The organism is Streptomyces azureus, from assembly GCF_001270025.1.
Classification (GTDB): domain Bacteria; phylum Actinomycetota; class Actinomycetes; order Streptomycetales; family Streptomycetaceae; genus Streptomyces; species Streptomyces azureus.
Genome location: NZ_DF968286.1, coordinates 1 through 24,853, shown reverse-complemented (window position 1 = coordinate 24,853; position 24,853 = coordinate 1). Strand labels below are relative to the sequence as shown.

Here is a 24,853-nt window from a genome sequence, read left to right as displayed (position 1 = left end):
GCGCGCGGGCGAGCAGGTGGGCCCGGCCGGCGGCGATGGGGCCGAGGATCGCGAGGACGAGGACGTACCCGGCGATGAACGGGGCGAGGCGGGCGTCGAGCCCGGCGCCGGCGGCCATGGCGGCCAGGATCAGCGCGAACTCCCCGCGGGCCACGAGGGTGGTGGCGATCTCGGCGGCCGGCTCGGTGCCGTAGCGGTACACGCGGGCGACGAGAAGCCCCGCGGCGACGTTCATGACGACGGTCAGTGCCGCCGCCGCGGTGACCGGTCCGACGACGGAGATGATGTCGCCGGGGTCGATGGAGAGCCCGAAGGCGAAGAAGAAGATCGCCGCGAAGGCGTCGCGCAGCGGGTGCACGAGTTCCCGGATGCGCGGGCCGGACGGCGTGCCGGCCAGGATCAGGCCGGCCATGAACGCCCCGATGGCGTCGGCGACTCCGAGGACCTCGGCGACTCCCGCCACGAGGACGGCCGCGCCGAGGAAGCTGATGACGAGCAGTTCGTTGTCGCGGGTCGCGATCAGACGGCCGGCCGGCTTGGTGCCGTAGCGGGCGGCCGCGGCCAGTACCAGCAGGAAGCCGAAGGCCTTTGCGCTCTGCAGGACCGTGTCGCCGATGCCCTGGGCGCCGCTGATGACGGGCTGGAGCGCCGCGAGGTAGAGGGCCAGGAAGATGTCCTCGACCACGATGACGCCCAGGATGAGGCGTGTCTCCGGGCGGCCGATGCGGCCCTGGTCGATGAGGATCTTGGTGACGATGGCGGACGAGGAGATCCCCAGGACACCGGCGAGCACCAGCGCCTCCCGGACGCCCCAGCCCAGCGCGAACCCGAAGACCAGCCCCGCGCCGACGTTGAGCAGCAGGTAGATGCCGCCCGCCGTCAGCAGGCGACGGCCGCCGCTCTTGAGGTCGTCGAGGTGGAACTCGAGGCCCAGGTAGAACAGCAGCAGCACCAGTCCGAGCGCGGAGAGCATCTCAAAGTCGTGTGCGTCCTCGACTATGACCAGGCCCGGGGTGTGCGGGCCGAGCAGGATGCCCGCGAGCATGAAGAGCGGGATGGTCGGGAGTCCGGTCCTGCCGCCGAGGCGGGCGAGGAGGGCGGCGGCCAGGAAGGCTCCGCCCATGGCGAGGAGACTGTCAGCGTGTCCCACGGATCACCGCCTTCGCGGGCACGCAGGGGGCGGATCGTTTCACCGTTCGGGGATGGATGGGCGCTCCTCCTTCGTGGGGCTGGGTCGGACGGCGTCGTGCGCGTCCCTGCGCCGCCCGAGGCCGCTGCCATGGCAAACGACGCGAGCCTCGGCGACTCCGCCAGCCTCACACGGGCCCCGGGCCCGTCACCATCGGTGCCCACACCCATCTCCGGGCGGGGGCGACACCCATCTCCGGGTGGGGCGGCCCGTTCTCCCTGTCACACGGTCCGGTGGTCGATGCCCAGCAGGCTCGCCGCCGCCCTGAAGTCGGCCGCGTGGTGGCCGACCGCGAGGGACCAGTGGTGGCCGACGCCCGTGGCGCTCCACGCGTCCACCCATTCGCCTGGATCGCGGCCGAAGTCGACGCGGCTGGTGGTGTTGCCGATCTCCAGCAGGGGCCCCGGCACGACGGTGCCCTCGGAGGTGACGAAGGACAGGCTGCCGTCGGCGTCCTGGCCGAGGCCCAGCAGGGTGACGGGCCCGTGCTGGACGTCGAACTCGACGCTCACGCCCCAGCCGCGTTTGCCGTGGTAGACGCCGAGCCCGCGCAACAGGGGGTCGCGGGCGCTGACCGCGAGGTGGGCGGGCCCGTCGTGGCCCATCTCCACGACGCCGTCCTCGAAGTTGAGGGCCTGGATCTCGGTGAAGGAGCCTCCGGCGCCGACGCTCTGGGAGGCGAGCTGGGCGACGCTGGTGCGCAGTTCGTACTCCCCGGCCGCCGGCACGCCCCGGGCCGTGAGCAGGGAGGCGCCCAGGATCATGCCGGCGCCGAGCCGCTCGTGCAGCTCCCCGTCGAGGCCCCGGTGGTAGTACGCGAGGCTGTCGAGCTGGAAGTCCGCCACGAGCCGGTCCAGGGCGACCGACACGGTCGCGCCCCAGGCGAAGTCCTCCTCCACCACGCTGTCGTCGAGGGTGAAGACCTGCCGGGCGAGCGCAATGCGCTCCCTGGTCTCCTGCTCGGTCACGCGCTCCACCCGGTGCCGCAGGTCGTCGAACTCCAGCACCTCCACGTGCGACCCGAACGTCGTGGACAGCAGCGTCGGATCGGTCTGCACGTCGAGCATGCCGGGATACACGTGCCCCATGAGGCCGTGCCGGGCGTGGCGGAGCGCGGCGCGGATGTGCGCGGCCCGGATCCACTGTTCGATGCGCCGCCAGGCGGACTCCTGCCGCAGCCAGCCCGACACCGACCGGAAGGGGATGCCGGCGCGCCGGAAGACGTTGCCGACCTCGGGGACGGGGCACTGCCCGCAGTAGGCCAGCCAGGCCCCGGTGTCGAAGGAGGCGTGGTCCATCCTCTCGGTCGGCTGGAGATCGATGACCAGGACCGGCGTGTGCGTGCGCTGCGCGATGGGCAGCACCATCGACGAGGTGAGGTAGGTCGTCAGGAACAGCACGATGAGGTCGCAGTCGGCCTTGCGCAACTGTTCGGCGGCGCGCGCGCCTTCCTGGGCGTCGGAGACGAACCCGGCGTCGGTCACCTCCGCGTCCATCCCCCGGAAGCGCTCGGCGACGTAGGCGGCCGACTCCTTCAGCTGCGGAAGGAGCCCGGGGAACTGCGGCCAGTATGTGCCGAGTCCGCCGGCGACCAGTCCGATCCGGGTGCGGCGCCGGGTGGCCGGCGGGAGCAGGCCGTGCAGGGCGGCGGCCCGTCCAGCGGTGCGGTCCGCGGTCGTTGCCATGGTCGGTGCTCCTTGTCGGTGTGCTGCGGCTCAGGTGCTGGGGAGGACGCGCAGGTCCGCTCTGTCATGCGCCGCGCCGGTGGCACGGGGGACCAGGACGCGGATGATGAACACGCCCGCGAACGCGGCCACCGTCATGCAGGCGGTGATCGTCCAGAGCAGGACGGCCGGGCTGTAGTCGGCCAGGGCGGGAGTGAAGAACGCGGCGACCGCGAAGACCCCCCGTGACAGGGCGTAGGTGAAGCCCTGTGTGGTGCCGCGGGTGTCCGCGGGCAGTGTGAGCTGTGACCACACTTTGTAGTTCGCCTCTCCGGCGAAGGGGTTGGAGAGCTGGTAGAGCACGAAGAACACGAGCATGCCGACGAGCGCGCCCGCGGTCAGGGACGCGATGACGAAGGCGAGGATCTGCACCACCGCGGCCACGTGGAACAGCCGGTCGCGCCAGGGGCTGTCGGCGACGCGGACGAACGCGAAGGTGAGCAGCACCCCGATCGGGATGAACGCCAGGTTGATCCCGGTGGCCAGGCTCTGTGAGGCGTCGCTGACGGTGACGAGCAGGTAGGTGCCGAACTGGCCGAAGGTGTTGGCCCCGAGGCCCCAGGTGACGTAGAAGACGAACGTCGCGGTCATCGGCAGCAGGGCGGCGCGCGTCCAGATGTTCTTCAGGGCGCTGCCGCGCTGGGCGGCCGCCGTCTCCTCCTCCGTGTCCTGTTCGCCGGACAGTTTCAGGCGGGAACGGAGGGCCCAGGTGACGAGCGCGGCGACGGCCAGTTGTCCGGTGATGAGCCGGGCCCCGGTCATGCCCGTGGTGGACAGGACGAAGCCGAGGAAGATGGCGACGGCGATGCCCAGCATCCACATGACCTGTGTGAAGGCGACGAGCCGTCCCCGGGCCCAGGAGGGCGCGGCGTCCGAGACCACGGCCAGGGACGTCGGCAGGTCGGCGCCGGCCGCGAGTCCGGCGACGAGGACGCCGATCAGCAGCGTGATGTCGTCGGGCGCCAGCGTGATGACGATCGCCCCGAGCGCGAAGCAGAAGATGTCCCAGTTGTAGACGCGGCGGCGGCCGAAGAGGTCGGCGAGCCGGCCGCCGACGAGGGATCCGACGGCGATGCAGCCGGTGACGATCGCGCTGATCGCACCGGCCATCCACACGCCCATGTCGTAACTGTCGCGGTAGATGGCCAGGTTGACGGAGATGCTGACGATCAGCCCGGCGTCGAGATAGGAGGCCATGCCCGACAGGGCGGCGGCCTTCCAGAGCTGTTTCGGGATGGGGCGGGTACCGGCCATGATGCGACTCCGTCGTCTGGTGCCATCGCGGTTCCGGGGGCCTGGTCGCAGCGAATATAGGGCGAGAAAAACGTTGCAACAAGGTGTCGCGCAGACACCGACGGCCACGTGTCGGCTTCCGCCGTGCCGTTCTCGGATATGGCGTGACTGCCCCAGGTCCCCTACCGTGAAGGTGGCCTAAAAACGTTTTAGGGGAAGGACTGCGTCCGTGATCTCCCCCGCTCTCCGGCAGCTGTTCGACGACCCGCCCCGCGATTTCGGCCCCGCCCCCCTGTGGTGGTGGTCGGGAGCGAAGATCACCCGCGAGCGACTCGCCTGGCAGATGCGGGCGTTCGCCGAGGGCGGTGTCCACAACCTCGTCGTGATCAACCTGGCCCCGGCCGGCCCGACGTTCGGCGCCCGGGCCGACGATCCGGCGTGGTTCGGCGAGGAGTGGTGGGCGCGCTTCACCGACGCCTGTGAGATCGCGGCGGAGTTGGGCACACGCCTGTGGTTCTACGACCAGATCGGGTTCTCCGGCGCCAATGTGCAGGGCGGTGTGACACGGCGTCATCCCGAGGCCAGGGGTAGTGCGCTGCGCTGCCGTGACGTCACCGTCTCCCGGGGCAAGGTCGCCCTGCGGGATGCCGAGACTCCGCTGGCCGCGTACACCGCACGGGGACGACGCCTCGGCCTCGCCCCGGACGGCCGGCACACCCTGGCCGTCGCCGCCGCCGACGGAACCGACGTGCGGCTCGTCACCGCCGTACCCACGGCGTTCGACTACCTGGACCCGGACGCCGTCGGCCTGTTGATGGACGCCGTGCACCACGAGTACGACCGCCGCGTGCCCGAGCACCTGGGCACCGTCATCGCGGGCAGCTTCCAGGACGAACTGCCGGGCACGAACGCCTGGAGCCGGCGCTTCGCCGACGAGTTCCGCACCCGGCGCGGCTACGACCTGCTCGACCACCTGCCGGCCCTGTTCGGCACGGACGCCACCGTGCCGGAGACGAAGATCCGCGCCGACTACTACGCGGTCCGCGCGGAACTCACCGAAGAGGCCCTCTTCCGGCCGCTGGCCGCATGGCACCGCGAGCGCGGGATGCTGCTGGGCAGCGACCAGAGCCACCCCGCCCGCGCCGGATACCCGGCCCAGTCGACGCAGATCTACACCGACTACTTCCGCACCCACCGCTGGTACGGCGCCGCCGGCAGCGACCACCACGGCGACGCCAAGGTGCACTCCTCCATGGCCCACCTCTACGGCCACGAGCGGGTCTGGATCGAGGCGTTCCACTCCTCCGGCTGGGGCGGCACGCTGGAGGACACCTACCACTGGCTGCTGCCGTTCCTGCGCAGCGGCGCCAACCTGTACAACCCGCACGCCAGTTACTTCGGCACAGCGGGCGGCTGGTTCGAGTGGGCACCGCCGTCCACCGACTGGCGTCAGCCGTACTGGAAGCAGTACCCGGCGTTCTCCCGGGCCGTGGCCCGGATCTGCTCGATCATGTCCTGGGGCAGTTACGCCGCCGACGTGGCGGTCCTGTACCCGACCGCCACCATGCAGGCCCTCGTCCCGCTGGACGCGCCCGTCCAGCACTTCGGCGACGGCCGGCTGGGCGACGGCCACGCCGACGCCGACCAGACACAGCGCCACTACCTCGACCTGTGCGGCACGAACAACTGGCTCGCCCCGCACCCCGGCGCCCTGGACCGGTACGGCATCTCCTTCGATGTCGTCGACGACGACTCGGTACAGCGCGCCAAGGCCGCCGACGGCGCCCTGCGGATCAGGGACCTGGCGTACCGCGCGGTGCTGCTGCCCTCGGCGAGTGTGCTGGAGGAGGAGACGGCGCGGCGGCTGACCGAACTGCTCGACGCGGGCGGCCGCGTCGTCGTCGTGGGCCGTCCGCCGGCCACGGCCGCAGGCAGGTCCGGCGACGACTCGGTGGTGGCGGCCCTGCTGGCGCATCCCCGGCTGGAGCGGGTGCGCGACCCGGAGGCCGGAGCGGCTGCCGTGGCGGACGCGGCCGGTCACGCCACGGGCGAGGTGCCGCTGCTCGTCAGGCGGACGGGCAACGAGGCGGTGGCACTGGTCACGGCGGCCTTCCCCGAGATCGGCGCGCATCCGCTGCGGGCCGGGTCCTCCCCCTCGGGTGATGCCGTCGGCACCTCGTCCGTCACCGTGCGGGCCTCGGTCGCCGAGGCCGAGGTCTGGAACCCTGCGACCGGTTCCCGCACCCCCGCGCACGTCACCGTCTCCGCCGACGGCGCCGTCTCGACCATCGAAGTGCCGCTGGGCGGCGCCCCCGCGGCCCTGGTCGTGTGGCGCGAGGGCCGGCCGAATCCCACGCGGCCTCGACGGGAGTCGCCCGCCCAGGTGATCGACGTCTCGACCGGCTGGCACGGCCGCCTGGTCCCCACCATGGACAACACCTGGGGCGATCTCGCCCTGCCCCCGGGTTCGTCGGTGGACGGCCCGCAGATCTGGGCCATGGAGTGGACCGAGGGCAGGACGTGGGAGCGGACCCGGGTGACGTACGGCAACCGGGCCCGCGTCCTGCCGCCGGTGCCGCTCGACGAGGTGCCCGAGCCGCTGGACGCCACGTCCGTGGAGCGGATTCTGGCCGGTGCACTGCCCCTGGTGCCGCCCGACGCCGGCTGGGACGTCGCCGTGTACTCGTCGAGCCGGGGCATCCCGGACCCGGGCGGGCTGCTGGGCCTCAAGGGGCTGGTGAACGAGGAGTTCGTACGCGTCCCGGTGCCGGGCGGCGGAACGGCCGCCCGGGTCCGGGCGATCGTGGACACCGACCAGCGTGGGCCCGCCGAACTGCACGTCGGCGCGGAGTGCGTCAAGCGGGTGTGGTGGAACGGCGAGCCACTGGAGCCGGACGGCGGCGGTTACCTGGCCTCCGCCCGGGTCACGGTGGTCCGGGACCGCAACGTGCTCGAGTACGAACTGTCCGGCGCCCAGAGCCGCCCCTCGACGATCTCGGCCGCCGACGACACGCCCCTGGGCAGCTTCTTCTGTCTGTCGGAGCCGGGCGGGCTCGGGCCGCGTCCGCGGTTCATGCGCCCACCGGACGACGTGCGGCCGGACGGCCGCGTCACCTATCGCGCGCGGCTCCAGGTGCCGGGCGACGACGCGCGGGCGGTGCTCGTCGTGGGTGCCGCCTCGGCGGTCACCGTGCTGCTCGACGGGGAGGTCGTGGCGCGGCAGGAGAAGGTGGAGTACTACGAGGCGGACTGGGGCGCCGTGCCGATGTTCTTCCGGCACGAACCGGCGTTCGGGGCGGGCGAGCACACCCTGGAGGTCGAGGCCGACAGCGCCGACGCCCGGGACGCGGTGTTCGTCGACCTGGTGGTGCGTTCCGGGGACGGGGTGACGGCCCTGGTCAGCGGCGCCGGCTGGGAGGCCGAGTCGGGCGGCCGGCGGGGGCGGACCGTCGAGGACGAGCGCAGGCGGGGCGAGTTGCAGCACTGCCACGCCGCGGTACGGCCGCACCCGCTGCCGGACACCGGGTGGCTCACGGGCCGGCCGGTGCTCGGCGGCACCGTATGGCCGTCACGTTCCACCGACGACGTCCACGCGACTCCGCAGCGCTTCCGGTTCACCGTGCCGGCGGGAACGGTGTCGCTCGACCTGCCGTTGGCGCTCCGTGCGAGTGTGCGCGTCGGGGACGGGCCGGAACTACCCCTGAAGGACACACAGCTGACCCTTCGTCAACCACTGCCGGAGTCCGCACCGGTCGAGGTGACCACGGAACCTACGGCGGTCCTGCGGGCCGGCTCCGCCTGGCGGGGGCCGGTGCGTGTGCGTGCAGTACCGGCGCCGCTGCCCCTGGGGGACTGGCGGGAGCTGGGGCTGGGCAGTTGGAGCGGAGGCGTGACGTACGCGCGGGCGCTGGAGGTGCCGTCGGGGCCCGATCCCGTGCTGGATCTCGGGCGGGTGCGCGGCAGTGTGGAGGTGCGGGTCGACGGAGAGCCGGCCGGTGAGGCGTTCTGCGCGCCGTACCGTTTCCCGTTGCGCGGTGCCGCCGGGCGGACCGTCCGGCTGGAGGTGACCGTCCGGGGCACGCTGGCGCCGTACCTCGCGGAGGCCACGCCGACGGCCTGGGCGTTCGACTCCCAGCTGTCGTCGGGGCTGTGGGGGCCGGTGACGCTGCGGATCCCGTCCGGCCCGGACGACGGAATCTAGGGGGCTTCTGAATGGATCTCCTCGGAGGAAGGAGCGGCGTTCGGTGCGTGCTCTCGGCGTGCCGGGCGTCGCGACGCCGCGGAGATCCATCAGAAGCCCCCTAGTCGCCGGAAGGCGGGCGGGTGGAGTCGCGCAGGACGAGGCCGGGGGCGAAGACGCGGGTCTCGTGGACGTGGTCCGCGCGGGCCTCGATCTCGTCGAGGAGCATCTCCACGGCCGCCCGGCCGAGGTCCTCGACCGGCTGCCGGACCGTCGTGAGGGTGGTGGCGCCGAAGGTCGCGATGTCGAGGTCGCCGTAGCCGACCACCTGTAGGTCCTCGGGGATGCGCACGCCCCGGTCGGTCAGGCCCCGGCACAGGCCCGCCGCGAGGAAGTCGTTGGTGCAGAAGACCCCGTCGGGCAGTTCCCCGAGGTCGTGCGCGATCCGTGTGCCGTACGCGACGGTCATGCGCTCGGCGACGGCCTGGTCCAGCCGTGCCTCGCGCCGGCTGCGCACGGCCTGCCGGGCACCCTGGTAGCGGTCGGCGCACTGGCGTATGCCGCGCTCGCCGTTGACGACGAGGATGTCGCGCGCGCCTCGGTCGAGGAGGTGCTGTACGGCGATACGGCCGCCGGCGATGTCGTCGACGGAGGCCGAGCAGCCCTCCCGGTCGGGCATCGCGCGGTCGGCCAGGACGAGCGGGATGCCCCGCTCGCGCAGCCGGGCGAGCCGGCCCGGGTCGGCGCTGAGCGGCACGACGACGACGCCGACGGCCCGCTGCTCGACGAGCATGCTGAAGTAGCCCTGCTCCCGCTCCGGGGCGTCCCCGCTGTGGCACAGGACGAGGGAGTAGCCGTGGTCGTAGGCCGCGTCCGCGGCGCCCCGTGCGATGCGCGCGTAGAAGGAGTTGGTCACGTCGGGCAGGACCAGGCCAATGGCCGAGGCGCGGCCGGTGCGCAGGCCGGCGGCTCCCGGGTGGGGGACGTAGTCGAGCGCGGCGACCGCGATGCGGACGCGCTCGGCGGTCTGTGCGTTGACGCGCTCGGGCCGGTTGAGCACGTTCGACACGGTGGACACCGAGACGCCGGCGGCTGCCGCGACGTCCTGGATGCGGGCGGGGCGTGCCGGAACGGCGTCCACCCCCTCGCTGTCGCAAGCCGTGCGACCAGGCACGACGGTGTCCTTCACGGGCGCCCCAAGTATAACGTGACCGGGCGTGGAACGTTTTTCCCGACCGGTCGACGTCATCTCTGCGGATCAGGCGGAGGGCGCTCCGGTGAGGACTTCCACGCGGCCGGTGTCGAGCGAGTAGTAGGCGCTGACGACCGCCAGGTCGCCCTTCTTCACGAGCGGGGCGAGGTCCCGGTTGGTCCGCAGCTCGGCGGCGGTCTGCTTGGTGTGGATCCGCACCATGGCGTCGACCGGGTCGGCGTGCTTCCCCCTGGTGGTCTCCCGGTAGGCCGGCCGCAGGGCGTCGGAGATCGCCTGGAGGTTGCCGGGCAGCTTCTTGCCGTCGCGCATCGCCTCGTAGGCCGCCTTGATCGCACCGCAGCGCTGGTGTCCGAGGACCACGATCAGCGGGGTGCCGGACGTCATCGGCCCGTACTCCACGGAACCGACGACCACCGGCCCCACGACCTGCCCGCCGGTGCGCATCACGAACAGGTCGCCGAGGCCGGTGTCGAAGACGAGCTCCGGCGGAACGCGGGAGTCGATGCAGGAGAGGATGACGCCGTAGGGGTCCTGCGCCTCGGCGACGAACTCGCGCCGCTTCGGGTCACGGTCGGGGTGCTGGAGCCTTCCGTCCACCCAGCGCTTGTTGCCGTCCATCAGCCGGGCGAACGCCGCCCAGGGCGAGTCCGGTCGCGGGCCCGCCGCGGGCGAGGGCGAGGGGGTCTTCGCCGCGCCCACCGCCGACGTCTTCCCCGCGTTCGTGCTGTCCGAGTTCGACGAACAGGCGGTGAGCATGGCTGCGGTGGCAGCCAGCCCGCCGGTGAGTATGGCCCTGCGTTGTGGTGTCCTGGCGGTACTCATGTGGCCGTCCCTTTCGGTCTCCGTTCTCCCTGGCGGGAGCGGTGATCCAACTGTCGCGGGAGGCCGGTTAGCGCCCGTACAGCGCTGATGCAGGGCAGGAGAAGTGCTGTTCCAAAACGCAGGACGTGAGGGTTTCGGACGCTGTGTGATCCCTCGTCACAAGCGGACCGTCGCGCGGTGTTCGTAGTCCAGCCCGTGTTCGGCGCAGCGTCCCTCCCCGCGGGGGCAGATCATCGAGTACTCGCTGACCCGGGCCCGGTACACCCGCCACGGCGCGGGCGGACGCACCTCCTCCGGGGCGAGGGAACGGCCGCCGCGCCCGGCAGGGCCGGGGATCACCCGCAGTCCCTCCAGGGCCTCCTCCCCGTGGAGTTCCTCGGCCGTGGCCTTCAGGTACAGGGCGAAAGGGCTCGCCGTGCCCACCGGGGCCCGGGAGTCGTGGAGGACGATGCCGATCCGGGGCTGGTGGGCGATGTTACGGGAGTGGGTGACCTCGGGGGACGAGACCCAGTACAAGTCCCGTCCGTCCTCGGTGGAGTAGAAGACGGGCGAGGCCCAGGGCGTGCCGTCCGCACCGACGGTGGCCAGCACCATGTACAGGTTCCCGTCGATGATCGCGCGTGCCGCGCTGCGGGTGTCCTCGTTCATGCGCTCCCCCAGTTTCCGGTGCTTGCGGTGCTTCCGGTATTTCCGTTCGCCGCGTCGCCGTGGCCCGCGGCGGCGAGGCGGCAACACGGGGATCACTCTAGGAACGCGTGCTCGGGTCGGGCCGAGACCTCCCGCTCCTTTCCACGCCTGGCCGGAGCCGGCGGCGGTGGGGCCGGGGGGGTGGCGACAGATAGGGCTTGTGCGGCGGCGGTGGCATTGTTCTTGGGGGCGCGGGGAACTGCGCGACCAGCCACAGCTGACCCGCACACGACCACCACCGACCACCCCTACGGCACTCAGTGTTGTGCGGCGGCGGGAGATCGTTTCGGTGGAGCGTGCCGGGGGTCGCGGGGCCGGGACTTTGCGGACAGCCCTGGGGGATCACCCGGCAGCGGAGGCTTGCGCGGCGCCGGGTGCTCACCCGGCGGGAGCCTGCGCGGCACCGAGGGCTCGTACGACGCCGGAGGCCTACGCAGAACTCGGAACTCACCCGGCGGCGGGAACCTCCCCTGCTCGAGGGCTTGCGCGGCGCCGGGTGCTCACCAGGCGGCGGGGTCTCACCCTGCGCGAAACGGCGCACGCTGCCCGTCAGGGCTGGGCCGTGCCCGTCGCCGCCGTGCTCGGCGCCTGCGGACCGCTGCTTCCGAAGCGGACCCCCTTGGCCTCCTTGCCGATCGCACTCAGCAGGATCACCACGGCCAGTGTGGGCACGATGGTCCACGCCATCGCCGACGGATACCCGTGGCGCTCGGCGAGGGCCTCCTGGATCGGCAGATTGAGCGCGGCGATCAGGTTGCCGAGCTGGTAGGTGACGCCCGGGTAGAAGCCCCGGACGGCGTCCGGGCTCATCTCGGTCAGATGGGCCGGGATGACACCCCACGCTCCCTGCACGCACACCTGCATCAGGAAGGACGACAGCATCAGCCAGCCGACGGTCGTGGACAGCACGAAGAACGGCACCACGACCAGGCCCCCGACCGCCGCGATCATGATCGTCCGGCGGCGGCCCAGCCGTTCGGAGTACGCACCGAGCAGCACACCGCCGATCATGGCGCCGATGTTGTAGACCACGGCGATCGCGATCGAGGTGTTCGCGGACAGGTCCAGGCCCTTCTTCACGAAGGTCGGGTAGATGTCCTGCGTGCCGTGCGACATCCAGTTGAAGGCGGTCATCAGCGCGACCAGGTAGACGAAGCGCCGCAGCACCGCCGGGTCCTTGAACACCTGGTGCGCAGGGGTGCGGTTGAGCCGGACGCTCTTCTCCCACACCTCGCTCTCCTCCACCCGGCTGCGCACCCACAGCGCGACCAGCGCGGGCAGCAGGCTGAAGGCGAACAGTCCCCGCCAGCCGAAGACGGGCTCGATGACGAAGAACGCCACGGCGGCCAGCAGGTACCCCAGCGAATAGCCGCTCTGCAACAGCCCCGACCAGAAGCCACGCCTGGATGCCGGGATCTTCTCCATGGCCAGGGCCGCTCCCAGGCCCCACTCGCCGCCCATGCCGATGCCGTAGAGCAGGCGCAGCACCAGCAGCACGGTGTAGTTGGGCGCGAAGGCGCAGGCGAATCCGACGATCGAGTAGAAAACGACGTCGACCATGAGCGGTATGCGGCGGCCGCGGCGGTCCGCCCACATGCCGAAAAGCAGCGCGCCGATGGGCCGCATCACCAGCGTCGCAGTCGTGAGGAAGGCCATGTCGGTCAGGGAGACGTGGAATTCGTCGGCTATCTCGCTGTAGACGAGCACGACCAGGAAATAGTCGAACGCGTCCATCGCCCAGCCGAGATAGGCGGCCAGGAAGGCGTTGCGCTGGTCTTTCGTCAGACCCGCTGCCTGCTCTTTCACGGTCTTCAGCACTGCGGCCTCCCAAGTTCGGAGCCGAGGCTAGGCACGGAACACCGGGAATCGGGCAAAGCGCGAACCACGATTGGACCAAGAGCGCCGACGCCCCTTACCTGCCGGGAACCCGCCTGCCCGGCACCGCGACACCGCCGGACGCCGCGGCGTCGAGGAGGCGGCGGAAGGTGGGGCACTCCATATGGCTCGGCGCGGGGCACGCGGCGGCATGGCGCAGGGAGTCGCGCAGCACGCCCAGTTCACGGATCCTGTGGTCCAGTTCCTCCGCCTTGGCCGCCAGCATCTGCCGGTCGATACGCGGCTGCCCGTCCGGCGCGAACATGAGCGCGATCTCGTCGAGCGAGAACCCGGCCGTCCGCCCCAGCGCGATCAGCGCCAGCCGCTCCAGTACGCCGGGGTCGTACTGACGGCGCAGGCCTCGCCGGCCGGTCGGGGAGATGAGCCCTTTCTCCTCGTAGAAGCGCAGGGTCGATGCCGGAACCCCGGCGCGGCGCGCCACTTCGGCGATGTCCAGCTCTGTCATAGCCTTGACCTCAAGTCGACTTGAAGTAGAACGCTGTCATCCCGGTACGACGAAGGCAACCAGAAGGAGAGACAGCCATGGACGCTGCGCGCAGGGCCGACGACGAGCAGCCGGCCCGCTGGAACGGGCGCGCCGGTCACGCCTGGGGCGAGCTGAAGGGAGTGCTGGACGAGATGTTCAGGCCCTTCGAGGAGCTCCTCGTCGATGCCGTCGTCGCCGAACAGGCGCGGCACGTGCTCGATGTCGGCTGCGGTACGGGCGGCATCACGCTGGCCGTGGCACGACGGCTCGGTCCGGAGGGACGCTGCGTCGGTATCGACATCTCCGAACCGATGATCAGCACCGCCCGGGAGTACGCCGATCGGGAGGACGTACCGGCGTCGTTCGTCTGCGACGACGCACAGGAACACGCCTTTGAACCCGGCACCTTCGACACCGTCATCTCGCGGTTCGGCGTCATGTTCTTCCACGATCCCGTCCGGGCCTTCGCCAACCTCCGGCGCGCCGTCAGGGACGAGGGCGCGCTCCGGTGCGTCGTCTGGCGCGATCCGGCCGAGAACCCGTTCATGACGACGGCCCAGCGCGCCGCGTCACCGCTGCTCCCGGACCTGCCCGTCCGCCGCCCGGACGAGCCGGGACAGTTCGCCTTCGCGGACCCGGACAAGGTCCGGCACACCCTGGCGGAGAGCGGCTGGGCCGGGATCGACATCCGGCCGGTCGACGTGGTCTGCACCCTGCCCGAGAAGGAGCTGGTCCGTTACTTCACCCGGCTCGGTCCGGTGGGCATGTATCTGCCCGAGGTCGACGAGCGGACCCGCGGCCGGGTCGTCGAGACGGTCCGTGCCGCCTTCGAGCCCTTCGTGCACGGCTCGGAAGTCCGCTTCACCGCGGCCTGTTGGACGGTCGGCGCCCGGGCCTCGTCAGCGAAATTTTCGTGAGGCCCGGCCCTCTTTCGTGAGCGCGGACGCCCGGCGCATAGTGAGATCACGATGACGCTGAAGAAAGCCCTGGTGGTCCGCGGCGGCTGGGAGGGGCACCAGCCGGTCGAGGCAACGGAACTGTTCCTGCCCTTCCTGCGAAGCAACGGATACGCCGTCCGGGTCGAGGAGTCGACCGACGTCTACGCCGACGCCGCCGAGATGGCCGGCACCGACCTGATCGTGCAGTGCGTCACGATGTCGGAGATCACGCGCGAGCAGCTCGCGGGGCTGATCTCCGCGGTCGTGGCCGGCACCGGGTTCACCGGCTGGCACGGCGGCATCACCGACTCGTTCCGCGCCTCCTCCGACTATCTCCACCTGGTGGGAGGGCAGTTCGCCACGCACCCGGGCAGGGAACCGTGCGAGCGCCGGGGCGGGCCGGAGGACAACTTCCTGCCGCACACCATCACCGTCACGGAGGCCGGCCGCGAGCACCCCGTCACCGCGGGCATCGAGGACTTCGAGCTGCGCACCGAGCAGTACTGGGTGCTCCATGACGACCTCATCGACGTCCTGGCCACCACCACGCATCCCACCCGGCCGTGGGAGCCCTGGCACCGGCCGGTCACGTCGCCGGCGGTCTGGACCCGCCGGTGGGGCGCCGGGCGGATCGTGGTGACGACGCCGGGGCACAGCCTCGACGTGCTGGAGAACCCCGACGTCCGCACCATCATCGAGAGGGGCATGCTGTGGGCGGCGCGCACCGCATCGGCGTCGTAGGGCTCGGAGTCATCTCCCGCGCATACCTGGACACGCTGGTCGGTCATCCCGCCGTGCGCGTGACCGCGGTCGCCGACCTCGACGCCTCCCGGTCCGCCGCGACCGCCGCCGAACTGCCCGGCGTCCGGGCGCTGACCGTCGAGGAGCTGCTGAGCAGCCCGGAGGTGGACACGGTGCTGAATCTCACCACCCCCGGGGCGCACGCCGGAATCGCCCTCGGGGCCATCGGCCACGGCAAGAACGTCTACGGGGAGAAGCCGCTCGCCGCCACGCTCGCCGACGCCCACGCCGTCATGACGGCCGCCGCCCAGGCGGGCGTCGGCGTGGGGTGCGCGCCGGACACCGTGCTGGGCACCGGACTTCAGACGGCGCGGGCGGCCCTGGCGGCCGGGAGCATCGGGCGCCCCCTGTTCGCCTCGGCCGTGATGGTCACCCCGGGCCACGAACGCTGGCACCCGCACCCCGACTTCTACTACACCGAGGGCGGCGGCCCCCTGCTGGACATGGGGCCGTACTACCTCGCCTCCCTTGTCCACCTGCTGGGCCCGGTGCGGGCCGTGACGGGGGCGTCCAGCCGACTGCGCGCCGAGCGGGTCATCGGTTCCGGTCCGCGTACGGGAGAGCGGATACCGGTGAAGGTGGACAGCCATGTCTCCGGTGTGCTGGAGCACGTGGACGGGACGCTGACGACGATCACGACGAGCTTCGACGGGGTGGCCACGACGGCGTCCCCGATCGAGGTCCACGGCGAGGTGGGAACCCTCGCAGTCCCGGATCCGAACCGCTTCGACGGCGACGTACGGCTCTTCGAACTCGGCGACACACAGTGGCGCACGCTCCCGCCGTCCGCGGGCTACGCCGACGGCGCACGGGGAGTCGGGCTGCTCGACTTCATCGCCGCCGACGGGCAGCGGGCACCGCGCGCGAGCGGCGAACTCGCCCTGCACGTACTGGAGACGATGACCGCGCTCCTGCGTTCGTCGGCCGAGGGACGGCGCATCGAGCTGACGACATCGGCGCAGCCGCCCGCTCCCGTCCCGCTGACGGCCGTCGAGGACTGGGGCGGCGCCGCCGAGGAGTGGGGAGGCCAGGCCGCCCCCAGCCCCGCGTGACCCGGTGATGCCGCGGCGGTCAGTCCACGGGCCAGGTGTGCGCGGGCGCGTTCATGTGCATGTAGTCCATGTACGTGGTGGTCATCTGCCGCAGAGCCTCACGCCGGTCGGAGACGCCGGCCTTCTCCAGATGATGGACCGTCTCCGCCTGCCACAGGGCGCCGTTGCGGGCGGTGACGCAGCGCTGCTCGACGATGCCCAGCAGGGGTTCGCGCCAGGCCGCGTCCATGCCGGCCAGCTCCAGACCCCGGTGCGCCAGCGGCAGCAGACGCCGCAACACCAGTTCCGTGACCGGCACTTCACCCGTGCCGGGCCAGTACAGGCGGGCGTCGATGCCGTCGCGGGCCGCGGTGTGCAGGTTCTCCTCGGCGACCGAGAAGGACATCCGCGTCCAGATCGGCCGGTCCTCGTCGACCAGGGCGCGGGTGAGGCCGTAGTAGAAGGCGCCGTTGGCGATGATGTCGGCCACGGTGGGGCCGGCGGGCAGCACCCGGTTCTCGATGCGCAGATGCGGGCCGCTCTCGGTGACGGCGTAGACGGGACGGTTCCAGCGGTAGATCGTGCCGTTGTGCAGGGTCAGTTCGCCCAGTTGCGGAAAGCCGCCGCTGTCGAGCGCCTGCTGCGGGTCCTCGTCGTCGCACAGCGGCAGCAGGGCCGGGAAATAGCGCACGTTCTCCTCGAAGAGATCGAAGACGCTGGTGATCCACCGCTCCCCGAACCACACCCGGGGCCGTACGCCCTGGGCCTTGATCTCCTCGGGGCGGGTGTCGGTGGCCTGCTCGAACAGGGGGATGCGGGTCTCGCGCCACAGTTCCCTGCCGAACAGGAAGGGCGAGTTCGCCGCCAGGGCGATCTGCACACCCGCGATGGCCTGTGCCGCGTTCCAGTAATCCGCGAACTCCTTGGGGGCCACCTGGAGGTGGAACTGGGTGCTGGTGCAGGCCGCCTCGGGAGTGATGGTGTCGGCGTACGTCGACAGGCGCTCCACGCCGTCGACCCTGATCCGCAGGTCCTCTCCCCGCGCCGCGAAGATCTGCTCGTTGAGCAGCCGGTAGCGCGGGTCACCGGAGAGGGCGGACTCACTGACGTCCGCCTCGTCCAGAGTGGGCAGGATGCCGACCATGATCAGGTGAGCGCCGACGGCAGCGGCGCGGTCCTCGGCGTGGTTCAGGGCGTCCCGGATCGTCTGCTCCCAGGCTCCGGGGCCGCCGGTCGTCAGCTCCCGGGGCGGGATGTCGATCTCCAGGTTGAAGCGGCCCAGCTCGCTGGACCAGGCGGGGTCGGCGATCGCCCGGAGCACGTCGGTGTTGCGCATCGCGGGCAGCCCGCGGTCGTCCACCAGGTTGAGCTCGATCTCCAGCCCGACCCGGGGGCGCTCGCTCTCGAAGCTGGACTCGCTCAGCATCCGGGCCAGCACTTCGAGGTCGGTCTGCATCTTGGCCCGGTACCGACGGCGGTCCTCCCGTGTGAACACCAGGGCCGGCACGTCACGTCCCATGTACGCTCCCGAGTTCCCTCGGCGGATGGCTCTCGTCCCAGCGTCGCACCTTCTCGTCCCGGCGGCGCACCTTGTCGTGGTGCCCGCACCCACCTAGCCTGAGTTTGTGCCGCAAATAAACAAATCCCGAACGCACAGTGCCGTGCCGGGCAACGGCAACTCCCTCTCCCGACTCCGCACCGCGATCACCGTCTTCTTCGCCCTCGACGGCTTCGTCTTCGCCGGCTGGGTCGTGCGCATCCCCGCCATCAAGGAACAGACCGGCGCCTCCGCCAGCGCCCTCGGACTGGCCCTCCTGGGCGTCTCCGCCGGAGCCGTCGTCACCATGGTGCTCACCGGACGGCTGTGCCGCCGCTACGGCAACCACCAGGTCACCGTCGCCTGCGCCGTCCTGCTCTCCCTCAGCGTCGCCCTGCCCCCGCTGACCCACTCGGCCCTCGCGCTCGGCCTGGTCCTGCTGGTCTTCGGCGCCGCCTACGGCGGGATCAACGTCGCCTTCAACAGCGCCGCCGTGGACCTCGTGGCCGCGATGCGGCGGCCGATCATGCCGAGCTTCCACGCCGCGTTCAGCCTGGGCGGCATGATCGGCGCGGGGCTGGGCGCCCTGGTCGCGGGGTCCCTCTCCCCCACCCGGCACCTGCTGCTGCTCACCGTCGTCGGGCTGCTCGTGACGGCCGTGGCGGGCCCCACGCTCCTGCGCCAGAAGCCTCCGGTGCCACCGGAACCGGAACGGCCCGCGGAGGGCGCCGCCCCGCGCCGGCTCGACGGCCGTACCCGGGGACTCGTGCTCGTCTTCGGCCTGATCGCGGGGTGCACCGCCTACGGCGAGGGGGCGCTGGCCGACTGGGGTGCCCTGCATCTGGAAGAGGACCTGGGCGCCTCGCCGGGTGCCGCGGCCATCGGCTACTCCTGCTTCGCGCTCGCCATGACGGTGGGCCGCCTGACCGGCACGACGCTCCTGGAACGTCTGGGGCGGACCCGGACCGTCGTGGCGGGCGGCGCCACGGCGGCGGCCGGGATGCTGCTCGGCTCACTCGCCCCCGCCCTGTGGGCGGCCCTGCTGGGGTACGCGGTCACAGGCATCGGCCTGGCGAACCTCTTCCCCGTGGCCGTGGAACGCGCGGGCACGCTCGCCGGCCCCAGCGGCGTCGCCACGGCCTCCACGCTGGGCTACGGCGGCATGCTGCTGGGGCCGCCCGCCATCGGGTTCATGGCGGACTGGTTCTCCCTCCCGACCGCACTCACCAGCGTGGCGATCCTTGCCGCAGTGGCAGCGGCCATCGGTTTCGCGACGCGCGGCGCGGCGGCGCGCTGATCCAGCAGGCCGGACTCGAGCGCCGAGGCCCGGGCCGGCCCCAGGTGGTTCACACCGCGCCGGCGCAGACCCGGCAAGGGCCGGGTGATCGGTACTCCGGCATCGGGGTACCCGGGGCCTCGCCCGTTGCGATCAGCGGTTGTGATCACCGGGCCGTACGCCATGCACAAGGAGGCAGACCCGTGACCGATCAGCAGCACCCCGGCGAACAGCACCCCACCCCGGAGTTTCCCTCCCAGGACCAGCCGCACCCGGGCTGGACCGGCCCCATGGACCCGCCCCCGGACCACGGTGAGAAGTCCTACCGGGGCAGCGGCCGGCTGACCGACCGCAAGGCCGTGATCACCGGCGGCGACTCCGGGATCGGCCGCGCGGTCGCCCTGGCGTTCGCCCGGGAGGGAGCCGACGTGCTCTTCACCCACCTGGACGACGAGAAGGACGACGCCGCCGAGACCGCCCGGCTGGTCGAGGAGGCCGGGCGGCGTGCCGTGCCCGTCTCGTGCGACGTACGGGAGGAGGAGAACTGCCGGGCGCTGATCGACCGTGCCGTCGCGGAGTTCGGCCGGATCGACGTCCTGGTGAACAACGCGGCGTACCAGATGTCGCAGCCCGACGGCATCGAGGCGATCTCCACCGAGCAGTTCGACCGGGTGATGCGCACCAACCTCTACGGCATGTTCTGGCTGTGCAAGCTGGCCCTGCCGCACATCCCGGAGGGCGGCAGCATCATCAACTCGACGTCGGTGCAGGCCTACAAGCCCAGTCCGCATCTGCTGGACTACGCGACGACCAAGGGCGCGATCGTCACCTTCACGCAGGGCCTGGCGCAGATGGTGATCGACAAGGGCGTCCGCGTCAACGCCGTGGCGCCCGGCCCGGTGTGGACGCCGCTCATCCCGGCGACGATGCCGGACACCCAGAAGTTCGGCAAGCAGGCGCCCATCGGGCGGCCCGCGCAGCCGGCCGAGATGGCACCCGCCTACGTCTTCCTCGCCTCCCAGGACGCGTCGTACATCACCGCCGAGATCGTCAACGCCACTGGGGGCACTCCGCTGCCGTAGCGCCCCCGGGAAAATTCCGGCGCTTGGAGCGCGCTCCATACGGCAGACTCGGCGCCATGGAGACAGCCGAGTTCCTGCAAGCGCTGGAGACAGAGGGCCGGCTGCTGGCCGCGGCCGCCGAGGAGGCCGGGACGGACGCCAAGGTGCCGACGTGCCCGGAGTGGCACGTGCGTGATCTGCTGCGGCACACGGGCGCGGTGCACCGCTGGGCCGCGTCATACGTCGCCGAGCGGCACACCGAGCGCCGTCCGCTGAGTGAGGTCCCGGACGTCGACGGCGCGGAACTCGTGGCCTGGTACCGCGACAGCCACCGTCACCTCGTCGACACGCTGGCCGGTGCCTCGCCCGACGTGGAGTGCTTCACCTTCCTGCCCGCGCCGTCCCCGCTCGCCTTCTGGACCCGGCGGCAGGCGCACGAGACGGCCGTGCACCGGTTCGACGCGGAGTCCGCACGCGGGGCAGAAATCGCTGCCGTCGCCGCGGACTTCGCCACCGACGGCATCGACGAACTGCTGCGCGGCTTCCACGCCCGCTCCAGGAGCCGGGTGCGCACGGACGAGCCGCGCGTCCTGCGGGTGCGCACGGACGACACCGACGCCGTGTGGACCGTACGGCTGTCGTCCGAGCCCCCCGTGACCACCCGAGGCGCCTCCAGGGAGGCCGAGTGCGAACTGTCCGGCCCAGCCGGGCAGTTGTATCTGGCGCTGTGGAACCGGGCTCCCTTGCCGTCGGTCACGGGCGACCAGGCGCTCGCCGAGCTGTGGCGGGAGACATCAGGGATCTGACGGGGGCTCAGCCGTCCGCCAGCATCCGCGCCAGCACCGCACGCTGCACGGGCAGCACCTCACCGTGCAGCGTGCGCCCCTTCGCCGTGAGAGCGACGCGAACACCCCGCCGGTCCTCCGGACACATGCAGCGCTCGACGAGCCCCTCCTTCTCCAGCCGGGCGATCAGCCGCGACAGCGCGCTCTGGCTCAGATGGATCCGCTCGGAGATCTCCTGGACGCGGTAGGAGCGAGTGCCCTTCGCCGCCCGGCGCCCGGCGAGGACGTCGAGCACCTCGAAGTCGCTGGCGCACAGGCCGTGGTCGTGCAGAACCCGGTCGAGTTCACACTGTGTTCGCGCGCGCAGCGCCAGAATGTCCCGCCACTGTTCCACGAGCGCCTGCTCGGCCTGCTTCGCCGCCATGCGCCGCACCGTAACAGAGAACCAAGAATGTTGCACCTGAATTAAATGCACTTGCATCCCATGCATGCGCATGTAATCTCTCGGGCATGACCTCTCCGCTCACCTCCCCCACGTCCGACGGACGTTGGACTCCCCGGCTCTGGGGCACCCTCCTGGTGCTCTGCGCCGCGATGTTCCTGGACGCCCTGGACGTGTCCATGGTCGGCGTCGCGCTGCCCTCCATCGGTGCCGACCTCGGCCTGTCGACCTCGGCGCTGCAATGGATCGTCAGCGGCTACATCCTGGGCTACGGCGGTCTGCTACTCCTCGGCGGACGCGCCGCCGACCTGCTGGGCCGGCGCCAGGTCTTCCTGGTGGCCCTGGGCGTCTTCGCGCTGGCCTCGCTGCTCGGCGGTCTCGTCGACTCGGGGCCGCTGCTCATCGCCAGCCGCTTCATCAAGGGCCTGAGCGCGGCCTTCACGGCCCCCGCCGGCCTGTCGATCATCACCACGACGTTCCCCGAGGGCCCGTTGCGCAACCGCGCCCTGGCCATCTACACCACCTGCGGCGCCACCGGCTACTCGATGGGCCTGGTCTTCTCCGGCCTGCTCACGGAGGCCAGTTGGCGGCTCACGATGCTCCTGCCCGCTCCCATCGCGCTGATCGCCCTGCTCGTGGGCCTGAAGCTGCTGCCGCGCAGTGAGCGCGAGCGCGGCCAGGGCGGCTACGACATCCCCGGTGCCGTCCTCGGCACCACCTCGATGCTGCTGCTCGTCTTCACCGTCGTCGAGGCACCCGAGGTGGGCTGGGGATCGGCCCGGACCATCCTGTCCTTCGCCGCCGTCGCCGTCCTGCTGGCGGCCTTCGTCGCCGTGGAGCGGCGCAGCCCCAGCCCGCTGATCCGGCTCGGCGTGCTGCGCTCGGGGCCGCAAGTGCGGGCCCAGCTGGGCGCGTTGACGTTCGTCGGCAGCTACATCGGCTTCCAGTTCCTGGTGACCCTCTACATGCAGCAGCTGCTCGGCTGGTCGGCGCTGCACACGGCCCTGGCCTTCCTGCCGGCGGGCGCGCTGGTGGCGCTGTCCGCGACGAAGGTGGGAGCCGTCATCGACCGCTTCGGCACGGCCCGGCTGATGGTGCTGGGCTTCGCCCTGATGGTGACCGGCTACGTGCTGTTCCTGCGCATCGACCTCGACCCGGTCTACGCGGCGGTGATCCTGCCGACGATGCTGCTGGTCGGCTCGGGCTTCGCGCTGACCTTCCCGTCCCTCAACGTCCAGGCCACCAACGGCGTCGCCGAGCACGAGCAGGGCATGGTCTCCGGGCTGCTCAACACCTCGGTCCAGGTGGGCGGCGCGATCTTCCTCGCCGTGGTGACGGCGGTGGTGACCGCGAACTCCCCCGAGCAGGGCAACACCTCCCCGCAGGCCGTCCTCGACAGCTACCGGCCCGGACTGGTGGTCGTGACGCTCATCGCCCTCGCCGGCCTGCTGATCACCCTCACGGGCCTGCGGACCCGGCGGGAACAGCCGTCCGTCGTGGTCGCCAAGTCCACCCCGAAGGAGGCGGAGCGCGTCACCGTACGCGACTAGCGCCCCGGCAGGCAACGTTCGCCCCGTCGGAGGCCCGGCACGCCCTCTCGCCGCACCGGCCGAAAGCCCGAGTACATCCAGTACGAGGGCTTCCGGCCGGCACTCACCCAAGCTCTTCGAGCAAGGGGCACCCCCAGAGCACGCACCGGACGCCGCTCCTTGACGGGCGAACGTCGCCTGCCGGGGCACTAGGGAGCGTTTCCAGCCGTACTCCAGACGCCCTGCGTGACCCGCGAAGGGAACGCAGGGCCGAGGCGCGAAGTGCAACCAATCGAAAAAGTGTACGTTTCATGCTTTTCCGGACTCCGAATGGAGTCTACCCTCATGTACAGATGACGGGCGGATGGCCGGCCAGTCGACCACCGCCGCCTGTAACGAGCGGAGGCGGAGATGAAAGCGTCGTCCTCGTAGTCGGTGAAGGTGGGAGCGGTGTTCGCCCCCGAACACTGACGCCTCCGCGAGGTCACGGTTGGCGGAGACGGCCCGGACAGCCGTGCCGATCCGCGTCTTCTGCAGGAGCGCGGCGACGCCGAGCCAGCAGCTGCGGCTCCATCATCAGGGCGCGGGCCATTACCGCTCCAACTGGGCCGAGCCGGTCACCGGTGGGGTGTTCGGGCTGCAGAGGTTCGCGAACGACTTCTACGCGCTCAGCCCCGGCAAGCCCGTGCCGACTGTGGTCTCCAGTGACGAGGCGGGCCGGGAGGCCGTTGCCGCGCAGTCGGCGGACCGGGTCCTGGCGGCAGGCGTGCGCGATCATCGGCGCCGCGGCTTCCGGCATGTCACTGTCGTTCATCGACCGGGTGACCGGAGCGGGCGTCGTGCATCGGCCGGGCCGAACGCGTCGGGTGAGGGGTGCGCCATGGACTTCTCCGCCATCGTCACCGACGCCCTGCGCTATGACCAGTGTCGACTTGCCGGCGCCGTTGGGGCCGATCACGCCGATCCGCCGTGGTGATCGCCTTCGAGGAGGGCGCGCAGATCCTTCAGGGCATGATCGAGTCCGGACTGATCGCGATGATCACCCCGAACTGGATACCGTCGATCAGCGCCTGAAGAGCGCGGGCGGCGAAGGTGGGGCCGCGCGGAACTTCCTCACCCTGTGCCCGGGCGGAGATCGCGGGCACCGTCACGAGGACCAAGGCGAAGGCCGGTACGAGCAGCCGCTGATAGCGCACGACAGTTCCGGTACGTCACGAACGTCCTTTATGAGCTCAGTGTAAGCGCAGGTCCGGGCGGTGACACGGGCAGTGCGCCCGGTGTGGGTGCCCCACGGGAAGCGGAGGATGCGGGATGGACGACAGCGGGGACCTCGCGAGTGCGTACAGCGACGACAGTGTGCTCTTCCGGGTGCTGCGGCACCTCGGCTGGGACAGCCTGGCCAACATCGGCTACTTCACGCCGCCCACCCTGCCGTTCGCGGCCCTGACCGGGCCGGTGCCCTTTCAGCGCCGTCTGGTCCGCCGGTCGCTCGCGCTGCTGGACGCCCGGCCCGGACAGCTCGTCCTGGACGCCGGATGCGGTCGCGGCGACACCACGGCGCGGCTGGGCGCCGCGGGGTGCCGGGCGCTGGGGGTGGACATCCAGCCCGCGCAGATCGACCAGGCACGTCGCCGCTTCGGCGGCCTTTCCGGCGTGCGTTTCGCTGTCGCCGACGCCACGGCTCTGCCGCAGCGGGCAGCGGAGATACCGCTGACGGACGGTTCGTTCGATCGCGTGCACTGCCTGGAGGCCGCCTTCCACTTCGGCCATGAGGGCCGCAGGTCGTTCCTGAGCGAAAGCTTCCGGCTGCTCCGCCCGGGCGGCCGGCTCGTCCTCGTCGATGTCACTTCCCGTACGGATCAGCCGATCGGGACCCTCGACCCGAACGGCCTCGTACGCGGGACCTGGCGCTTCGACGACATCGAACCCTGCGAGCGGTACCCGCTGATGGCTTGCGCCGCCGGCTTCACCACGCGCCGGATCCTCGACTGGACCACTCCCGTGCTCCACAGGGCGGCCCTCCTCTGCGCCCTGTTCGTCGGC

At 71.5% G+C, this 24,853-nt stretch carries 21 protein-coding genes; 10 read left to right on the top strand and 11 right to left on the bottom strand.

Annotated elements, in window-relative coordinates; all coding sequences use genetic code 11:
* From AOQ53_RS18250 to AOQ53_RS18240, 3 genes are all read right to left on the bottom strand, one after another.
* Positions 1–1,150 (bottom strand): cation:proton antiporter (locus tag AOQ53_RS18250; protein WP_059418612.1); only part of this gene is annotated, 1,150 nt, incomplete at its 3' end.
* A 260-nt stretch (positions 1,151–1,410) separates the two neighbouring features.
* A complete protein-coding gene (locus AOQ53_RS18245; protein ID WP_059418610.1) occupies positions 1,411–2,874 on the bottom strand; it encodes an L-fucose/L-arabinose isomerase family protein in 1,464 nt (487 codons plus the stop codon).
* 30 nt (positions 2,875–2,904) lie between these two features.
* The gene (locus AOQ53_RS18240; protein ID WP_059418608.1) at positions 2,905–4,167 is read right to left on the bottom strand and encodes an MFS transporter; all 1,263 of its coding nucleotides are present in this window, start codon (positions 4,165–4,167) and stop codon (positions 2,905–2,907) included.
* Between the two features lie 208 nt (positions 4,168–4,375).
* Here AOQ53_RS18240 and AOQ53_RS18235 point away from each other — a divergent pair, with 208 nt between their 5' ends.
* A complete protein-coding gene (locus AOQ53_RS18235; RefSeq protein ID WP_059418606.1) occupies positions 4,376–8,347 on the top strand; it encodes a glycosyl hydrolase in 3,972 nt (1,323 codons plus the stop codon).
* A 100-nt stretch (positions 8,348–8,447) separates the two neighbouring features.
* Here the strand turns inward: AOQ53_RS18235 and AOQ53_RS18230 are convergent, their stop codons facing one another.
* The 5 genes from AOQ53_RS18230 to AOQ53_RS18205 all read right to left on the bottom strand — a co-directional run bounded on the left by AOQ53_RS18230 (position 8,448) and on the right by AOQ53_RS18205 (position 13,389).
* Complete coding sequence (locus AOQ53_RS18230) at positions 8,448–9,467, bottom strand: LacI family DNA-binding transcriptional regulator (RefSeq protein ID WP_059418604.1); 1,020 nt, start codon at positions 9,465–9,467, stop codon at positions 8,448–8,450.
* 117 nt (positions 9,468–9,584) lie between these two features.
* Positions 9,585–10,361, bottom strand: coding sequence for a carbonic anhydrase (locus AOQ53_RS18225; RefSeq protein ID WP_174523315.1), 777 nt, complete (start codon positions 10,359–10,361; stop codon positions 9,585–9,587).
* 156 nt (positions 10,362–10,517) lie between these two features.
* Positions 10,518–11,009, bottom strand: coding sequence for a pyridoxamine 5'-phosphate oxidase family protein (locus AOQ53_RS18215; RefSeq protein WP_059418598.1), 492 nt, complete (start codon positions 11,007–11,009; stop codon positions 10,518–10,520).
* Between the two features lie 588 nt (positions 11,010–11,597).
* A complete protein-coding gene (locus tag AOQ53_RS18210; protein ID WP_059418596.1) occupies positions 11,598–12,866 on the bottom strand; it encodes an MFS transporter in 1,269 nt (422 codons plus the stop codon).
* A gap of 94 nt (positions 12,867–12,960) precedes the next feature.
* Complete coding sequence (locus AOQ53_RS18205) at positions 12,961–13,389, bottom strand: helix-turn-helix domain-containing protein (RefSeq protein WP_059418594.1); 429 nt, start codon at positions 13,387–13,389, stop codon at positions 12,961–12,963.
* A 77-nt stretch (positions 13,390–13,466) separates the two neighbouring features.
* Between AOQ53_RS18205 and AOQ53_RS18200 the strand changes: the two genes are divergently transcribed.
* From AOQ53_RS18200 to AOQ53_RS18190, 3 genes are read left to right on the top strand one after another with little or no spacing between them, the layout of a single operon-like run.
* Positions 13,467–14,327, top strand: coding sequence for a class I SAM-dependent methyltransferase (locus AOQ53_RS18200; protein ID WP_059418592.1), 861 nt, complete (start codon positions 13,467–13,469; stop codon positions 14,325–14,327).
* 51 nt (positions 14,328–14,378) lie between these two features.
* Positions 14,379–15,089: a ThuA domain-containing protein gene (locus AOQ53_RS18195; protein WP_059418591.1), complete on the top strand. Its 711-nt coding sequence runs from the start codon at positions 14,379–14,381 to the stop codon at positions 15,087–15,089.
* Complete coding sequence (locus AOQ53_RS18190; RefSeq protein WP_059418590.1) at positions 15,059–16,201, top strand: Gfo/Idh/MocA family protein; 1,143 nt, start codon at positions 15,059–15,061, stop codon at positions 16,199–16,201. The genes AOQ53_RS18195 and AOQ53_RS18190 overlap by 31 nt, the downstream gene beginning before the upstream one ends.
* Before the next feature lie 19 nt (positions 16,202–16,220).
* Here the strand turns inward: AOQ53_RS18190 and AOQ53_RS18185 are convergent, their stop codons facing one another.
* Positions 16,221–17,699, bottom strand: a complete 1,479-nt coding sequence (locus tag AOQ53_RS18185) for a glutamate-cysteine ligase family protein (protein WP_059418589.1) — start codon at positions 17,697–17,699, stop codon at positions 16,221–16,223.
* Between the two features lie 142 nt (positions 17,700–17,841).
* Between AOQ53_RS18185 and AOQ53_RS18180 the strand changes: the two genes are divergently transcribed.
* The 3 genes from AOQ53_RS18180 (at position 17,842) to AOQ53_RS18170 (ending at position 20,860) form a co-directional block, all read left to right on the top strand.
* Positions 17,842–19,014, top strand: coding sequence for an MFS transporter (locus AOQ53_RS18180; RefSeq protein WP_059418588.1), 1,173 nt, complete (start codon positions 17,842–17,844; stop codon positions 19,012–19,014).
* A gap of 182 nt (positions 19,015–19,196) precedes the next feature.
* Positions 19,197–20,075, top strand: coding sequence for an SDR family oxidoreductase (locus AOQ53_RS18175; protein ID WP_059418586.1), 879 nt, complete (start codon positions 19,197–19,199; stop codon positions 20,073–20,075).
* Positions 20,076–20,131: 56 nt separating this feature from the next.
* Positions 20,132–20,860, top strand: a complete 729-nt coding sequence (locus tag AOQ53_RS18170) for a maleylpyruvate isomerase family mycothiol-dependent enzyme (RefSeq protein ID WP_059418582.1) — start codon at positions 20,132–20,134, stop codon at positions 20,858–20,860.
* A gap of 7 nt (positions 20,861–20,867) precedes the next feature.
* Here AOQ53_RS18170 and AOQ53_RS18165 read toward each other — a convergent pair whose 3' ends face one another.
* On the bottom strand, positions 20,868–21,263 hold the full coding sequence (locus AOQ53_RS18165) for a MarR family winged helix-turn-helix transcriptional regulator (RefSeq protein ID WP_059418578.1): 396 nt from the start codon (positions 21,261–21,263) through the stop codon (positions 20,868–20,870).
* 86 nt (positions 21,264–21,349) lie between these two features.
* Here AOQ53_RS18165 and AOQ53_RS18160 point away from each other — a divergent pair, with 86 nt between their 5' ends.
* The gene (locus AOQ53_RS18160) at positions 21,350–22,831 is read left to right on the top strand and encodes an MFS transporter (RefSeq protein WP_059418575.1); all 1,482 of its coding nucleotides are present in this window, start codon (positions 21,350–21,352) and stop codon (positions 22,829–22,831) included.
* A gap of 493 nt (positions 22,832–23,324) precedes the next feature.
* Positions 23,325–23,786 (top strand): hypothetical protein, encoded by a 462-nt coding sequence (locus tag AOQ53_RS45235; protein ID WP_059418572.1) that lies wholly within the window; start codon positions 23,325–23,327, stop codon positions 23,784–23,786.
* Positions 23,787–23,814: 28 nt separating this feature from the next.
* Here the strand turns inward: AOQ53_RS45235 and AOQ53_RS44705 are convergent, their stop codons facing one another.
* Entirely contained in the window at positions 23,815–24,006 is a 192-nt protein-coding gene (locus tag AOQ53_RS44705; RefSeq protein WP_059418570.1) for a hypothetical protein, read from the bottom strand.
* 115 nt (positions 24,007–24,121) lie between these two features.
* Here AOQ53_RS44705 and AOQ53_RS18145 point away from each other — a divergent pair.
* The coding region (locus tag AOQ53_RS18145; protein ID WP_059418569.1) for an SAM-dependent methyltransferase at positions 24,122–24,853 on the top strand (732 nt) is incomplete at its 3' end.

Bases quoted from the DNA above. Each gene is read 5' to 3' on its own strand.
- AOQ53_RS18195 (WP_059418591.1), top strand. From the start codon at position 14,379: ATGACGCTGAAGAAAGCCCTGGTGGTCCGCGGCGGCTGGGAGGGGCAC.
- AOQ53_RS18165 (WP_059418578.1), bottom strand. From the start codon at position 21,263: ATGGCGGCGAAGCAGGCCGAGCAGGCGCTCGTGGAACAGTGGCGGGAC.
- AOQ53_RS18240 (WP_059418608.1), bottom strand. From the start codon at position 4,167: ATGGCCGGTACCCGCCCCATCCCGAAACAGCTCTGGAAGGCCGCCGCC.
- AOQ53_RS18160 (WP_059418575.1), top strand. From the start codon at position 21,350: ATGACCTCTCCGCTCACCTCCCCCACGTCCGACGGACGTTGGACTCCC.
- AOQ53_RS18185 (WP_059418589.1), bottom strand. From the start codon at position 17,699: ATGGGACGTGACGTGCCGGCCCTGGTGTTCACACGGGAGGACCGCCGT.
- AOQ53_RS18245 (WP_059418610.1), bottom strand. From the start codon at position 2,874: ATGGCAACGACCGCGGACCGCACCGCTGGACGGGCCGCCGCCCTGCAC.
- AOQ53_RS18205 (WP_059418594.1), bottom strand. From the start codon at position 13,389: ATGACAGAGCTGGACATCGCCGAAGTGGCGCGCCGCGCCGGGGTTCCG.
- AOQ53_RS18200 (WP_059418592.1), top strand. From the start codon at position 13,467: ATGGACGCTGCGCGCAGGGCCGACGACGAGCAGCCGGCCCGCTGGAAC.
- AOQ53_RS18215 (WP_059418598.1), bottom strand. From the start codon at position 11,009: ATGAACGAGGACACCCGCAGCGCGGCACGCGCGATCATCGACGGGAAC.
- AOQ53_RS18225 (WP_174523315.1), bottom strand. From the start codon at position 10,361: ATGAGTACCGCCAGGACACCACAACGCAGGGCCATACTCACCGGCGGG.
- AOQ53_RS18170 (WP_059418582.1), top strand. From the start codon at position 20,132: ATGGAGACAGCCGAGTTCCTGCAAGCGCTGGAGACAGAGGGCCGGCTG.